The following is a 15,069-nucleotide window of genomic DNA, read 5'->3' as shown; positions in this document are numbered from 1 at the left end:
GGCGCGCCTATTCGCGATCAAACCGATGGGCGGAATGCCGGGCTTACCCGGCCTTCTCCGGCATCTGCGAGAGATATTCGGCGCTCTGCATTTCGAAAAGGCGCGACGCGGTGCGGTCGAATTCGAATGCCTCCGTGCCGCTTTTTGCGACATAGAGCTTTTCCGGCTGCGCTTCCGCCGTGATGAATACGCGGGCATGGTGATCGTAGAGAACGTCCACCAGCAAGATGAAGCGCTTGGCTTCATTGCGCCGCGACAGGTCGAGCATCGGCACATTGTCGATGAAGAGCGTCGAATAGCGATCGACGATGGCCAGATAATCCGTAGCGCCGAGCGGGCGGCTGCACAGTTGCTCGAAGCTGAAACGCGCCGCACCCGGAACGGCACGCGGCACCTCGACGTCACGCCCCTTGATGCGGATCGTGTCCGGCCTTTCTTCCATGCCGTCCTTCTGCGCGGCCCAGGCGGCATCCATCCGCTTTGTGGTCTCTCCACCCAGCGGGGATAGATAGACCGGCTGCAAATCGAGCTTTTCCAGCCGGTAGTCGGTACGCGAATCCAGATTGATCACATCGACATGCTTCTTGAGAATATCGACGAAAGGCAGGAACAGCTGGCGGTTCAGGCCGTCGCGATAGAGATTGTCCGGCGCGACATTCGACGTGGCGATGAGCACGACGCCGCGCGCGAAAAGCGCGCTGAACAGGCGCGACAGGATCATCGCATCGGCAATATCGGTGACGGTGAATTCGTCAAAGCACAGCACCCAGGCCTGCGCGCTCAACGCATCGGCCACCGGCGGGATCGGATCGTCCTGCTTGGTCTCGCCGCGCTTCAGGGCCTGACGATGCGCATTGATGCGATCATGCACATCGGCCATGAAATCGTTGAAATGCGCGCGGCGTTTACGCTCGACGGGCAGAAGCGAAAAGAACATGTCCATCAGCATGGTCTTGCCGCGCCCGACCTCGCCATGGACATACAGCCCCTTGACGATGTCCTGCGCCTGCTTGCGCTTGCCGAACAGCCAGCCCAGCGCGCTGGACTTGCGCGAAAGCCGCTTGGTGCAAATTTCCTCGATCAGCCGGTCGTAGCGGTCGGTGAGTTCCAGCTGCGCGGGATCGGCCTCCACATCGCCGGCTGCGACCATGGCGTCGTAATGCTCGCGGACGGAGGGAAACGCTTTCAGATTACCATCAAAGGACATGACAGGTTCCGTGAACCTCTACTTAAAATTCGGCGGAGCAGTCCGGAGACGCTCCGCCGTGATCGGTTGTTTCGGCTTTATATCAGCGGGCCAATCTCAGATTAACGCGAAAGCGACAGGGCCTGACCGCCGGTGGTCTGACCGTCGAAACGGCCCGGACCCGACGAATAGAGCGAAGCGACCGTGCCGCCCGATCCATCGTAAAGCACGAGCTGCTTGCCATTGACGGCCCAGGAAGCGAGGTTCGCCAGCTCGCCCGGGCAACGCAGCGGACCCGCGCGGAAACCCTGACCATATTTGGTCTGCGGCGTGGCAACCTTACAGCTTTGCCCGCCAAGCGAGGCGTTCCAGACGCCTGCGACGCTACCCGGCGTCAGATCGGGCGCCGATGCGGGCGGCAGGCTTGCCACCTGCGTGTTGCCCGGCTGCGTTCCGGGATTCGTGGTGGGCGCGGACGGGAACTGCGATCCATCCGGCGAATTGAGATTGCCCTTCTGCACCGAGCCCTGGGGGGCGGCCTGCAATGGCGCTGGCGGAGGCGGCGGGGAAACGGGCCCGAGGTCGTTGCCCATCCGGGAGCTCTGACAGCCGGCCAATACGATGCCAGCCGCTGCCAGGCTCAGCAAACTTGCTTTCGAAATTCCCATAAGCTTCTCCATTTCGGTCGAGGTCTCGGGGGAAAAAGGCGCGAACCACGCTCTTACGAAACCAAACATCACGACAATATTGCCGCGATAAAATGGCTATATGGTTAAAAAATCAACACTGTCGCCCGGCAATTTGACCGGGAGCGACCAATCCGGGCTTGAAATTGCTCATATATTTGGTGACTGGGACAGGAAGGCCACAGTTTAGTATCTGCGCATCTCGAAACGGAACGGCGCAACCGGCCTATAAAGGTTAGCTTCATTGCTGGCACTGGCAATTTGCCGGGTTTTCCGCCATATAGACGCCAGATAACCCATTCAATGAACCTTTCGGCTGCTTCAATGCAGCCGCGGGCAGAACGGAACTACGAAAACCATGGCCACCAAGGCAGCCTTCGCCAAGATGAACGGGCTCGGCAATCAGATCATCGTTGCCGATATGCGCGGTCGCATAGACCGCATCACGCCCGATGCCGCCATTCATCTTGCCAGCGCGAACGAAACGGCCTTCGACCAGATCATGGCCATTCATGATCCACGCACGCCAGGCACCGACAATTATATCTCCATCATCAATTGCGACGGCACGGAAGCGCAGGCTTGCGGCAACGGCACGCGCTGCGTGGTGCAGGCGCTGGCCGCCGAGACCGGCAAGCGCGCCTTCACCTTTGAAACCCGCGCCGGAATTCTGACCGCAACGGAACATGATGACGGGCTGATCTCTGTTGATATGGGCAAGCCGCGTTTCGGCTGGCAGGAAATTCCACTCGCCGAAGAATTCCGCGACACGCGCATGATCGAGCTTCAGGTCGGGCCTATCGATGCGCCGGTGCTGCATTCGCCTTCGGTTGCATCCATGGGCAATCCCCATGCGATCTTCTGGGTGGACCGCGATGTGTGGTCCTATGAACTGGACAAATTCGGGCCGCTTCTGGAAAACCACCCGATTTTCCCGGAACGCGCCAATATTTCGATTGCACGCGTCACCTCGCCGGAAACAATGGATCTGCGCACCTGGGAACGCGGTGCGGGGCTTACCCGCGCCTGCGGTTCCGCCGCCTGCGCTGCTGCCGTTTCCGGCGCGCGCACGCGCCGTACCGGCCGCAAGGTCACGGTGAATGTTCCGGGCGGCCCGCTCAAGATCGAATGGCGCGACGACGATCACGTCATGATGACCGGCCCGGCGGAATGGGAATTTTCCGGCACATTCGATCCGGCGAGCGGCGACTGGAGCCGCGATGTGGAAGGCGGCCCAACTGCGGACAAATCTGCGGAAAAGGGTGCGGCCTGATGAGTGTGGAAGTCGTAACATTCGGATGCCGTCTCAACACCTATGAATCCGAGGTGATGAAGCGTGAAGCCGACGCTGCGGGTCTCGGTCAGTTGAAGGATGGCGCGATCATCTTCAACACCTGCGCCGTGACATCGGAAGCCGTGCGGCAGGCCCGTCAGGCCATCCGCAAGGCGCGGCGCGAAAATCCGGAAGCGCGCATCATCGTGACCGGCTGCGCGGCGCAAACCGAGGCCGACAATTTCGCCTCCATGGATGAAGTGGACCTCGTGCTCGGCAATGAGGAAAAGCTGAAATCCAATTCCTATCGCATGTTGCCCGATTTCGGCGTGAACCAGTTCGAGAAGGTGCGCGTCAACGACATTATGGAAGTGCGCGAAACCGCAAGCCACATGGTCGACGCCATCGAAGGCCGCGCACGCGCCTTCGTGCAGGTGCAGAATGGCTGCGATCATCGCTGTACCTTCTGCATCATCCCCTATGGCCGCGGCAATTCCCGCTCGGTGCCGATGGGCGCTGTGGTGGAACAGGTGAAGCGTCTTGTCGGCAATGGCTATGCCGAGGTGGTGCTGACCGGCGTGGACATGACCTCCTATGGGCCGGACCTACCGGGAAGCCTGCGCCTCGGCAAACTGGTCAAGACGGTTCTCAATCAGGTGCCGGACCTTCAGCGCCTGCGTCTCTCCTCCATCGATTCCATTGAGGCGGATGACGATCTGATGGACGCCATCGCCAATGAAAAACGGCTGATGCCGCATCTGCACCTGTCCTTGCAGGCGGGTGACGACATGATCCTGAAGCGCATGAAGCGCCGCCATCTGCGCGACGATTCTATCCGTTTCTGCGAAACCGTGCGCTCGCTACGTCCCGATATGGTGTTCGGTGCCGACATCATCACCGGCTTTCCGACCGAAACCGAGGACATGTTCCAGAACTCGATGAAGATCGTCGAGGAATGCGGGCTGACCCATCTGCACGTCTTCCCGTACAGCGCACGCGAAGGCACGCCTGCCGCGCGCATGCCGCAGGTGCGGCGCGAAATCGTCAAGGAGCGCGCCGCCCGGCTGCGCGCCGAGGGCGACAGGGCCTATGAGAAACATCTTGCCTCCCTCACCGGCACGACCCAGCGTCTGCTGGTCGAGAAGGAAGGCATCGCCCGAACGGAAGGCTTTACGCTCGCAGCCATCGATAATGGCGCACCGGGTGAAATCATCGAACGTGTGGTGACGGGCCATGACGGTGAGAAACTTCTCACCCGCGCCGCCTGACCATCAGCTGCATAAATTAAGGCATCGGAATCCATGGCAATCGGTTTCATCAAGAAAATGTTCTCCTTCGGCAAGAAGGAGGTCGAGGAAAGGCCGGTCGATCAACCTGCGCCCGAGATCGCAACCGAAGTCACACCAGCGCCAGAGCCTGATGCGCCAGTTGCCGAGCCTGTAGAAACACAGCCTGAGCCGCAGGAGCCTGCTGCGGTCGAGGACACTGTCGAAGAACAGCCCGAACCGGAACATCCTGTCGCGGAAATCGAAATTCCAATCGAGCATCCGCCGGTCATGGAACCGGCGGTGACCGAGCCGCCATTTATTGAGCCGGAGCCAGAGGCCGAACCGGAATCCGAAGTCGAGCCAGAATCGGCTCCTGCTCCTGAACCGGAGAAGCCCGAAGCGCCGAAGCCTGTGGAAACACCCACGCCCGTCGAAGGGGAGCCGGTGGCTGAGGTGGCACCTGTGCCTGAACCTGCGCCCGCCAGGCCGAAGAAGGTCAAGGTTTCCAAGGCTGTCGAGGAACAGGCGGAAGAAACCCCCGCTGTCCCTGTCGCAGAGCCGAAACTGTCATGGTTCGAACGTTTGCGGCGCGGCCTGTCGCGTTCGTCCTCGTCGCTCAGCGAATCCATCGGCGGCATTTTCACCAAGCGCAAGCTGGATGAGGACACGCTTCAGGATCTGGAAGACGTGCTGATCCAGGCCGATCTTGGCCTTGAAACCGCGATGCGCGTTACCGATGCGCTGGCATCCGGACGCTATGGCAAGGATGTTTCGAGCGATGAAGTGCGCTCGATCATGAGCACGGAAATCGAGAAAGTGCTGGCCCCTGTCGCCAAGCCGCTGGAACTCGACCTCTCGCACAAGCCGCATGTCATTCTGGTGGTCGGCGTCAACGGCACCGGCAAGACCACGACCATCGGCAAGCTTGCGGCGAAGCTGACGGCAGGCGGTCTGAAGGTCATGCTGGCGGCAGGCGACACTTTCCGCGCAGCGGCAATCGAACAGCTTCATATCTGGGGCGAGCGCACGGGTGCACCCGTTGTCTCGTCCAAGCTTGGTGCCGATGCGGCGGGTCTTGCCTATGACGCCTGGGTTAAGGCCAAGGAAGCGGGCAGCGACGTGCTGATCATCGATACAGCCGGGCGCTTGCAGAACAAGGCCGAGCTGATGGACGAACTCGCCAAGATCGTGCGCGTGCTGGGCAAGCACGACCCGGAAGCGCCACATACGGTGTTGCAGACACTCGACGCCACAACGGGCCAGAACGCGCTCAACCAGGTGGAAATCTTCAAGAATATCGCCGGTGTGAACGGGCTGGTCATGACCAAGCTTGACGGCACGGCGCGGGGCGGCATTCTTGTCGCCATTTCGGCCAAGCACAAGCTGCCCGTCTACTTCATCGGTGTCGGCGAAGGCGTCGATGACCTCGAACCATTTGCGGCCAATGAATTTGCCCGCGCCATTGCAGGAGTTGCCTGATGGAGCACCCCGTCTTCGAACGAGATCCGTCACAGAAGAGCGAGGCCGAGCGCAAGGAAATACCGCCCCTGCTCAAGCTGGCACTGGAACTGGGGCCGCTTCTGGTGTTCTTCTTCGCCAATGCGCGCGGCGAAACGCTGATCGAACGGTTTCCGGTGCTGGCTTCCGTCGGCGAGCCGATCTTTCTCGCCACCGCCCTTTTCATGGTCGCCACGGTGATCGCGCTTGCCATCTCATGGGCCATGACGCGTACGCTGCCCATCATGCCGCTTATTTCCGGCATCGTGGTGCTGGTGTTCGGCGCGCTGACGCTCTGGCTGCACAACGACACCTTCATCAAGATGAAACCCACCATCGTGAACACGCTGTTCGGCGCGATCCTTCTGGGCGGCCTGTTCTTCGGCAAATCGCTTCTGGGCTATGTGTTTGATTCGGCCTTCCGGCTCGATGCCGACGGCTGGAAAAAGCTCACCTTCCGCTGGGGTCTGTTCTTCATCTTTCTGGCGGTCGCCAATGAAGTCGTGTGGCGCAATTTTTCCACCGATGCGTGGGTTTCGTTCAAGGTCTGGGGCATCATGCCCATCACCGTTGTCTTCACGCTGTTCCAAATGCCGCTTATCCAGAAGCATTCATTGACAGAGGACAATAAGCCCGCATCATAGCGATATGAAAAAGCAGGCATTGAAGGATTAGCGGCATGGTCGAAATCGCACACAAGCTTGAGATCGAACAGTTCATCTGCCGCAGCGACAATTATGGCGTGCTGATCCACGATCCCGTCAGCGCGCTGACTGCGGCCATCGATGCGCCCGATGCCGATGCCATAGAAGCAGCGCTTGAACGGCGCGGCTGGACGCTGGATTTCATTTTCACCACCCATCACCATCTCGACCATGTTGAGGGCAATGCGGCGCTGAAAAAGAAATTCGGCCTCAGCATCATCGGCCCCAAGGATGAAGAGAGCAAAATCCCCGGCATCGACCGCACGGTCCGCGACGGCGATGAATTCACCTTCGGGCTTTTCAAAGTCAGGGTCATATCAACCCCCGGCCATACGGCTGGCGAGATTTCCTATTACATCCCGGACGCCGGGGCGGTTTTCACCGGCGATACGCTGTTTGCGCTGGGCTGCGGAAGGCTTTTCGAGGGAACGCCCGCCACGATGTTCCGCTCGCTGCAAAAGCTGGTCGCCCTGCCCGGTGACACTGCCGTCTATTGCGGCCATGAATATACCGAAAGCAATGCGCGCTTTGCGCTGACCATCGACCCGGGTAATTCCGCGCTGAAAGAACGGGCGCTGGAGATCGGACGGCTGCGCGCTGCTGACAAGATGACCTTGCCTTCAAGCATCAGTCTCGAAATGGCCACCAATCCCTTCCTGCGTTGGCATGACAGCCGCATCCGGACCCGCCTTGGAATGCAGGATGCGCCTGACGAAGCCGTGTTTGCAGAGATTCGCAAGCGCAAAGACCTGTTTTAAAGCCGTCGCCTGTGGCGACCGCTCTAACAATTGTTTCACGCATAATCTTGTCCGAAAGCTCTGCAACTTTTCGGGATTATGCTTTTAGGATGACCACGATGATCCTTTCCCGCTTCAAAAGCCTGAACCGCGCTGCCCTCTTGGGCCTGTCGCTTGTTGTCCTGCCCGCTTCTGCCGGAATAGCCTATGCGGAAGACATTCTGTCGATCGCCACACCGCCGGAAACGCCAGCCGAAATCAACAACTTCAAGCTGACGGAAGATCTTCTGACGCGCATGGAAAAGATCCATGGTGAGCTGGAACGGATGCAGCTTTCGCCGACCTCGGAAGAGGGTCAGGATGCACGGCCTTCGATGGATTCCATGGTGAAAAGCATCGAATCGCGCCCGCAGGTCGTGGAACTGATGAAGGCGCAGAACATTGCGCCGCGCGATTATCTTCTGGCCTATTTCGCCATGATGAGCGCCCTTGCTGCCGCCGATGCGGAGGAAGAAGACCAGCTTGTCGATGAGGTGAAGGGGATCAATCCCGAACACCTCGCCTTCGGCAAGCAATATGGCGACCGCATCCGCGATCTGATCGGCGAATAAGTATCATCCGTTCATCCAGCGCCTCCGCCCCCTCATCCTGAGGAGCCGTTGAAAACGGCGTCTCGAAGGACGAGGGGCGATTGCTTATTTCCTTAAAAGCCGCAGCGCGTTGATCGTCACCAGCACCGTCGCGCCGGTATCGGCCAGAATGGCGGGCCACAGGCCAGTAATACCCAGCACGGTGGTCACCAGGAAGACGGCCTTCAGCCCAAGCGCAATGGTAATATTCTGATGAATATTGCGCATGGTGCGCTTCGACAGATCGACCATCGCCACCACGTCGCCGACCCGGCCATGCAGCACGGCTGCATCGGCTGTTTCCAGCGCCACGTCCGTACCGCCGCCCATGGCAATGCCGACATCGGCGGCAGCAAGAGCAGGCGCATCGTTGATGCCGTCGCCAACCTTGGCAACAATCTGCCCCTCGCCCCGCAACTCGCCGACAATGCGCTGCTTGTCTTCGGGCAGCAGTTCGGCGCGCACATCGATACCGAGATCGCGCCCGATGGCTTCCGCCGTGCGGCGATTATCGCCGGTCAGCATAACCGTGCGGATACCGGCATCTTGCAGGCCTTTAAGCCCGGCAATGGCGTCGGCGCGCGGTTCGTCACGCATGGCGATTGCACCGGCAATCTTGCCATCCGCGACCAGCACCGAAACCGTCTTGCCTTCGTCGTTGCAGACGGCGATCCGGGCGGCCAGCGCATCGGGGATCGCCGCCACATCATTTGCCGCCTTGCGAGACCCGAGGAACAGCTCGGTCCCATCCGCAACCCCGGACACGCCCTTGCCGCCATGGGCTTTGCCTTGCGTGACCGCAGAAAGCTTCAGCCCGCGCTTGTCTGCCGCCGACACGATGGCCAACGCTAGTGGATGGCTTGAACCCGCATCAAGCGACGCAGCAAGGCGCAGCACCTCATCCTCCGGCAGAGCACCGGCAAGCACGTCCGTAACCTTCGGCTTGCCTTCGGTCAGCGTGCCGGTCTTGTCGAAACAGGCGGTCGTGATCTTGCCGATGGTTTCAAGCACCGCGCCGCCTTTCATGAGAAGGCCGCGTCGCGCACCCGACGACAGGGCCGCCGCGATTGCAGCCGGTGTGGAAATGACCAGCGCGCAGGGGCAGCCGATCAGCAGGATCGCAAGGCCCTTATAGACCCACTCGCTCCATGCACCTCCGGCCACCAGCGGCGGCAGAATGGCCACCAGTGCGGCAACCACCACCACGCCGGGGGTGTAATAAGTCGAGAAGCGGTTGATGAAACGCTCGGTCGGGGCCTTGGCTTCCTGCGCTTCTTCCACCAGCCGCACGACGCGCGCGATGGTATTGTCCTGCGCGGCAGCCGTCACTTTCACGCGCAGCAGACCATCGCCATTGATGGTTCCGGCAAAGACGGTGTCGCCCGCCCCCTTGCCAACCGGCGTGCTTTCGCCGGTGACGGGCGCTTCATCGATTGCGCTTTCGCCGGACAGGATTTCACCATCCGCCGGCATACGGTCACCCGGACGCACGGAAATGACGTCGCCCACGCCAAGGCTGTCGGCGGCAACTTCCGTCGTTGCGCCATTGCGTTCCAGAAAGGCGGTCTTCGGCACAAGGGCGGTCAGCGACTGGATGCTGGCCCGGGCCTTGCCCGCCGCGACACCTTCCAGCAATTCGCCAACAAGGAACAGGAACACGACCGCCGCCGCTTCCTCGGTCGCACCGATGATGACCGCACCAATGGCTGCAATCGTCATCAGCATTTCGATGGAAAACGGCGTGCCATTGACCGCGGCCATCAAGGCGCGTCTGGCAATCGGCACGAGACCGATCAGCATTGCCGTTGTAAAGGCCCACAGAGCGACCGGCGGATAAAGATGGCCAATCACATAGGCCGCCACCAGACCCCCGCCGCAGATGAGCATCGTGCGGCCCTTGTCCGTCCGCCACCATGGCAGGGGCTTTGCCGGGTTCGCCGATTGGTGCGTATGCGCATGGTCGTGATCGTGATCGTGCCCGGCACAGCTTCCATGATCATGGTCATGCGAATGATCGTGAGCCTCATGGGCCCCATGTGTGTCTGGTCGCGTTTCCCCCGCCAGCCGTGCCACGCCATAGCCGAGGCTGCGCACTTTCTTTTCCATGCTGTCGGGATCGCTGCTGCCGTCGTGCCGCACAGTCATCGTGCCTGCTGTGACCGAAACGGAAACGTCCTCCACGCCTGGCACGCGGCGTATGGCGGTATCGATCTTGGTTGCGCAGGAGGCACAATCCATGCCGTCCACGCGAAAACGAATCTGGTTTATTGGCTTGTTCATGACCTGCCCTTTCGGAGCACTCTTGAATTGTCCTGAACAAGGTCTACATCCTCTAGTGACTAGAGGAGCAAGAGAAAAATGACAAACAGCCTCCCGATCGGCGAAGCCTCCAAGGCTAGCGGCGTCAAGGTGCCGACCATTCGCTATTATGAGCAGATCGGTCTGCTGCCGGTGCCGCCGCGCACGCAAGGCAATCGCCGTCTTTATGACAAGCGCGATGTTGAGCGGCTTTTATTCATCCGCCACGCGCGCGATCTGGGTTTTGAAGTGGATTCAATCCGCACATTGCTCGATTTGCAGGACAACCCCGATCAATCCTGCGCAACGGCAGACGCCATCGCCCGGGCCCGCCTTGTTGAGGTCGAGCATCGTATCGCCAAGCTTCTGTCGCTGAAGACGGAACTGCAGCGAATGCTGGAATGTACCGCCCATGGCCGCATCGACCAATGCCGGGTGATCGAGATTCTGGGCAATCACGACGAGTGCCTGCACCCGGCACACTGATCGCTCGGTGGTTTTTTAATTCACCTTCTCGAAGCGCGTGGCGGTGATTTTCAGCGTGCCGATCTGTGTGCCGATCCGCGCCACCACCGGCGCATAGATGCCCGAATTGCCCAAGGAGGCGAAGGAAACGCTGATCCGGCTCTTATTGGCCAGATAATCGATCGACTTCTTGCCCTTCTGATAGCCGGAAATGGGAATGAACTTGGCCGAGCAGATGACGGACTCGCCGGTAAAGCCATCAGCGGTGAACGATTCGGTGCCGTTGAAGGAAAGCTTGATGTCGGCGCGCGTCTGCCCGTCAAACACGCTCAGCGTGCGATTGCAGACCGAACGCGGATCGGTGGCTGGAATCATCAGGGCGCTTAGCGCATCACTGACATTGAGCAGATCCTGCGGAGACGTCTCCACCCATGGATCGCGTTTTTTCACCGGAGGCTGGTTTTCCGCAGCCACGACATTGCCATTGGCAAAACGAATGGTCGTGCGCTTGTTTTTGCGCCCGTGCTTGTAATCGAGATCGAAGGTGCTTGGAATGACCTGCCCTTTGACCGCATTGCCGGTGACATGCACGGTGCCTTTGGTGTCATCGAAAACGCGCGCCAGACCGGACGTCTTGAAATTGCCGTTCAGATTATATCGGGAGCCGCTAACCGTCGTCTCGGTGGCGGCGCGCGCGATGGAAAGGCCGAAAATCGATATTTCGTAATCGGTTCTGTAGAGATCGTCCGCCTGTGCTGCCCCTGCGGTCAGCGCGAAACCTGCATATGACAACAGAACAAAGCCTTTCAGCCGTTTTGCTACGGGTTTCAATAAAAGTGGCGGCTCGATCATATTCGGCGTTCCTTTCTGCGTCCCGGCCCCGGAGTTGCGGACCTATGGTTTTCAACCACATTGAGCTGTCAAAAAGTTGCGAGAGATTCTTCGATACAGTATCTGTGCAACAGGCAAAACCGGCGAAGTTATGATCGCAACGTTTCGTGAAGGCGATGCGAATGCCCTAAAACCGCGCTGGGACGGCATCGCGGCGGAATCTCACTTGACTGCAAGCGCTCCTGTCACTATAGAAACGCGACTTTCCCAATAGGCCGCCTGTCCGAAACCGCGCGCCAGCAGCATTAAATTGCTTTGAATGCTTGAATTCGGACATTCGGGTCGGGGCCTGAGAAAACAAAATTGAAGGTGAGACCAAAATGTCCCGCGCTTGTGAATTGACCGGCAAGTCGGTCCAGTACGGCAACAATGTCAGCCACGCGAACAACAAGACGCGTCGCCGCTTTCTGCCGAACCTCTGCAATGTTACCCTGATCTCTGAAGCACTCGGCCAGAGCTATCGTCTGCGCGTGTCTGCCAACGCCCTGCGTTCGGTTGAACATCGCGGCGGCCTCGACGCTTTCCTCGTCAAGTCTGACGACAAGGAACTGTCGCAGCGCGCTCGTCTTCTGAAGCGCCAGATCGCGAAGAAGCAGGCTGAAGCCGCTGCCTAAGCAATAATCCCGAAAGGCCATCTGGTTTAACGGCTTTTCGAAAAGGATTATGCTTCGGACAGAATACCAGTCTTGAAGATTTGACAAAAAAGGCTGACAGTTTGTCGGCCTTTTTTGCTGGTTCCATCACCCAGGATAAAAAAATGCCTATTGAAAATCCTGTATTGTCCCGGCTTTTGCCGGCTATACTGGCCATGTGCGTGGCGGTCGCCGCATCGAATATTCTGGTCCAGTATCCTTTCCAGCATTTCGGCCTCGGCGAAGTGCTGACCTATGGCGCCTTCACCTATCCGGTCGCCTTTCTGGTCAATGATCTGACGAATCGCCGCTTCGGGCCCGCCGCAGCGCGCAAGGTGGTCTATGCGGGTTTCGTGCTCGGCGTCGTCATGTCGATCTGGCTGGCAACGCCCCGCATCGCCATTGCTTCAGGCTCAGCCTTTCTGCTGGCACAGCTGATGGACATCTCCGTCTTCGACCGCCTGCGCCGCAAGACCTGGTGGAAAGCGCCCTTCGCCGCCGCCATGTTCGGCTCGGTGCTGGACACGATCCTGTTCTTCTCGATCGCTTTTGCGGCGGGCTTTGCGTGGATCGATAAGCTGACGGGAATGCCTGATTCGTCACTGTCGGAACCGGCATCGTTCCTCGGTCTTGGCGTGCCGCTTTGGGCGTCACTCGCCTTCGGTGATTTCTTCGTGAAGGTCATCATGGGAACGCTGATGCTGATTCCCTATGGCGCAATCCTCGCCATATTCGCCCCAACTCTGTATGCAGCCGGTCGGGCGACCGTAGAGAAGGCATAAAAAGGGGCTTATCAGCCCCTTTTTATTTTAACGTCTTCCGCCAGCCCGGCGTTTGCCATTACCGGCTGCTGCCGCGCCCTGTCCCTCGAACAGGGATGCAAGCTGCTCGGTCATCGCGCCTGCCAGCTCTTCCGCATCGACAATCGTCACGGCACGGCGGTAATAGCGGGTCACATCGTGGCCGATACCGATGGCGATCAGCTCGACCGGCGAGCGCGTTTCGATTTCTTCAATCACGGCGCGCAGATGCCGTTCCAGATAGTTGCCCGGATTGACCGACAGCGTGGAATCATCCACCGGCGCGCCGTCCGATATCATCATCAGGATCTTGCGCTGCTCGGGACGGCCCAACAGGCGCTGATGCGCCCAAATCAGCGCTTCACCGTCGATATTCTCCTTGAGAAGCCCTTCGCGCATCATCAGGCCCAGATTGCGCCGTGCGCGACGCCATGGCGCGTCAGCGCTCTTATAGACGATGTGGCGCAGATCGTTGAGGCGACCCGGATTTGCCGGCTTGCCACGCGATAGCCATGCCTCGCGCGACTGACCGCCCTTCCAGGCCTTGGTCGTGAAACCGAGAATCTCGACCTTCACGCCGCAACGTTCCAGCGTGCGGGCCAGAATATCCGCACAGGTGGCCGCAACCGTGATCGGACGACCACGCATGGAACCGGAATTATCCAGCACCAGCGTCACCACCGTATCGCGGAAATCCGTGTCGCGCTCCATCTTGTAGGATAGAGGCTGGGTCGGATCGATCACGATGCGCACGAGACGTGCCGAGTCGAGATAGCCCTCTTCCAGATCGAAATCCCAGGAACGGCTCTGCTGCGCCATCAGGCGGCGCTGCAGGCGATTAGCGAGACGGCCAACCACGCCCTGCAAATTGGCAAGCTGCTTGTCGAGAAAGCTGCGCAGACGGTCGAGCTCCGCCTCGTCGCACAGATCCGTCGCCTCGACTTCCTCGTCGAATTCGCGCGTGAAAACCTTGTAGTCGATCTGCTCGGCAAAATTGGCGAAAGGCTGGTTTGGACGGCGCGTATCGCCCGGCGTTTCCGCGTCGATATCCTCGCTATCGTCCATGTCGTCGGCCGACGCATCGGCGGCGTCCATCTCGCCCTGCTCGCCTTCTTCGCTGGAACTGTCCGATTCTTCGCTTTCAGCCGAATCGGAACCTTCCTGGCTCTCGTCGCCGCCTTCCTCGTTCTCGTCGGAATCCGGCGTCTGTTCCTCGTTCTGCTCCTGATCGTCGCTCGGCTCTTCCTGCGACAGCTCTTCAGCCATGTCCATGGAAGCGAGCATATCGCGCACAGTGCGCGCAAAAGCCTGCTGGTCGTCGAGATTTTCACCAAGACGCGCCAGATCGCCGCCAGCCTTCTGCTCGATCCAGTCACGCCACAGCTCCAGCACCTGGCCCGCTTCCGCAGGCGCCGCCCGTCCGGTCAGCTTTTCGCGCAACAAGAGCGACACCGCTTCTTCAAGCGGCGCATCTTCCTTGTCCGTCACGGCGGAGAAATTCGCCTTGGCATATTTATCGGCCAGCATGGTCGCCAGATTGTCGGCAACGCCTGCCATGGCGCGCGCGCCGATGGCCTCGACACGGGCCTGTTCGACGGCATCATAAATGGCGCGGGCCTGCTTGCCTTCCGGCGCAAGACTCGCATGAATGCGGGGATTGTGGCGCGCCTGACGCAACGCCATCGAGTCGCCGAGGCCGCGGGTTACGGCGATATCGTGCGCGGTCGGACGCTTCGGCAGATCGGGCAGTCGGGCGCGATTGGCCGTCAGAGCGGGGCGATCATTGCTGAACGCCACTTCCAGCTCGTTTTCGCCGGAAATGGCGCGCATGCAAGCCGTGATCGCGCGCTTGAACGGCTCGGAATCTACCGGCCCCGGCTTGCGCTCACGCGAATTGTCGCCCATTCCTGACATCTGGCCTGACATATGCCTATCTCGCTTCCCATCAAATCAAGGCCCTGCCGCCATGGCGGCGACAGGCATCGTCAATTGTCTCTATGCAT

Annotated in this window: 14 protein-coding genes; 9 read left to right on the top strand and 5 right to left on the bottom strand. The window is 59.9% G+C overall.

All coding sequences use genetic code 11. The features are described 5' to 3' along the window. Positions 1-43: 43 nt before the first annotated feature. Together zapE and JAU75_RS07955 are read right to left on the bottom strand one after the other, a co-directional pair. Positions 44-1,207, bottom strand: a complete 1,164-nt coding sequence (gene zapE, locus JAU75_RS07960) for a cell division protein ZapE (protein WP_199055962.1) — start codon at positions 1,205-1,207, stop codon at positions 44-46. A 101-nt stretch (positions 1,208-1,308) separates the two neighbouring features. Further along, a complete protein-coding gene (locus JAU75_RS07955; protein ID WP_199055961.1) occupies positions 1,309-1,854 on the bottom strand; it encodes a protease inhibitor Inh/omp19 family protein in 546 nt (181 codons plus the stop codon). A 376-nt stretch (positions 1,855-2,230) separates the two neighbouring features. Between JAU75_RS07955 and dapF the strand changes: the two genes are divergently transcribed. The 6 genes from dapF to JAU75_RS07925 all read left to right on the top strand — a co-directional run bounded on the left by dapF (position 2,231) and on the right by JAU75_RS07925 (position 7,962). Beyond that, positions 2,231-3,145 (top strand): diaminopimelate epimerase, encoded by a 915-nt coding sequence (gene dapF, locus JAU75_RS07950; protein WP_199055960.1) that lies wholly within the window; start codon positions 2,231-2,233, stop codon positions 3,143-3,145. Further along, entirely contained in the window at positions 3,145-4,413 is a 1,269-nt protein-coding gene (gene mtaB / locus JAU75_RS07945) for a tRNA (N(6)-L-threonylcarbamoyladenosine(37)-C(2))-methylthiotransferase MtaB (RefSeq protein WP_199055959.1), read from the top strand. The genes dapF and mtaB overlap by 1 nt, the downstream gene beginning before the upstream one ends. A gap of 33 nt (positions 4,414-4,446) precedes the next feature. Next, positions 4,447-5,892 carry a signal recognition particle-docking protein FtsY gene (gene ftsY / locus JAU75_RS07940; protein ID WP_199055958.1) on the top strand — a complete coding sequence of 482 codons (1,446 nt, stop codon included), beginning with the start codon at positions 4,447-4,449 and terminating at the stop codon, positions 5,890-5,892. Then, complete coding sequence (locus JAU75_RS07935; RefSeq protein WP_199055957.1) at positions 5,892-6,554, top strand: septation protein A; 663 nt, start codon at positions 5,892-5,894, stop codon at positions 6,552-6,554. Before ftsY ends, JAU75_RS07935 begins: the two co-directional genes overlap by 1 nt. Before the next feature lie 35 nt (positions 6,555-6,589). After that, positions 6,590-7,372 carry a hydroxyacylglutathione hydrolase gene (gene gloB, locus JAU75_RS07930; protein WP_199055956.1) on the top strand — a complete coding sequence of 261 codons (783 nt, stop codon included), beginning with the start codon at positions 6,590-6,592 and terminating at the stop codon, positions 7,370-7,372. Between the two features lie 98 nt (positions 7,373-7,470). Then, positions 7,471-7,962 (top strand): hypothetical protein, encoded by a 492-nt coding sequence (locus tag JAU75_RS07925; RefSeq protein ID WP_371836121.1) that lies wholly within the window; start codon positions 7,471-7,473, stop codon positions 7,960-7,962. A gap of 84 nt (positions 7,963-8,046) precedes the next feature. On the opposite strand, the gene JAU75_RS07920 is transcribed toward JAU75_RS07925, so the two are convergent. Next, the gene (locus tag JAU75_RS07920; protein WP_199056036.1) at positions 8,047-10,248 is read right to left on the bottom strand and encodes a heavy metal translocating P-type ATPase; all 2,202 of its coding nucleotides are present in this window, start codon (positions 10,246-10,248) and stop codon (positions 8,047-8,049) included. A 90-nt stretch (positions 10,249-10,338) separates the two neighbouring features. Between JAU75_RS07920 and JAU75_RS07915 the strand changes: the two genes are divergently transcribed. Further along, positions 10,339-10,764, top strand: a complete 426-nt coding sequence (locus JAU75_RS07915) for a helix-turn-helix domain-containing protein (protein WP_199055954.1) — start codon at positions 10,339-10,341, stop codon at positions 10,762-10,764. 15 nt (positions 10,765-10,779) lie between these two features. Here JAU75_RS07915 and JAU75_RS07910 read toward each other — a convergent pair whose 3' ends face one another. Next, positions 10,780-11,595 carry a DUF3108 domain-containing protein gene (locus tag JAU75_RS07910; protein WP_199055953.1) on the bottom strand — a complete coding sequence of 272 codons (816 nt, stop codon included), beginning with the start codon at positions 11,593-11,595 and terminating at the stop codon, positions 10,780-10,782. Positions 11,596-11,954: 359 nt separating this feature from the next. Between JAU75_RS07910 and rpmB the strand changes: the two genes are divergently transcribed. Together rpmB and JAU75_RS07900 are read left to right on the top strand one after the other, a co-directional pair. Beyond that, positions 11,955-12,248: a 50S ribosomal protein L28 gene (gene rpmB, locus JAU75_RS07905; protein ID WP_199055952.1), complete on the top strand. Its 294-nt coding sequence runs from the start codon at positions 11,955-11,957 to the stop codon at positions 12,246-12,248. A gap of 143 nt (positions 12,249-12,391) precedes the next feature. Beyond that, positions 12,392-13,048 carry a queuosine precursor transporter gene (locus JAU75_RS07900; RefSeq protein ID WP_199055951.1) on the top strand — a complete coding sequence of 219 codons (657 nt, stop codon included), beginning with the start codon at positions 12,392-12,394 and terminating at the stop codon, positions 13,046-13,048. Positions 13,049-13,075: 27 nt separating this feature from the next. Here JAU75_RS07900 and cobT read toward each other — a convergent pair whose 3' ends face one another. Next, entirely contained in the window at positions 13,076-14,992 is a 1,917-nt protein-coding gene (gene cobT / locus JAU75_RS07895) for a cobaltochelatase subunit CobT (protein WP_199055950.1), read from the bottom strand. Positions 14,993-15,069: the final 77 nt, after the last annotated feature.

This window comes from Ochrobactrum sp. Q0168, from assembly GCF_016427605.1.
GTDB lineage: Bacteria > Pseudomonadota > Alphaproteobacteria > Rhizobiales > Rhizobiaceae > Brucella.
Note: the sequence above shows the minus strand (reverse complement) of the source record. Positions and strands in the feature narration are given on the sequence as shown.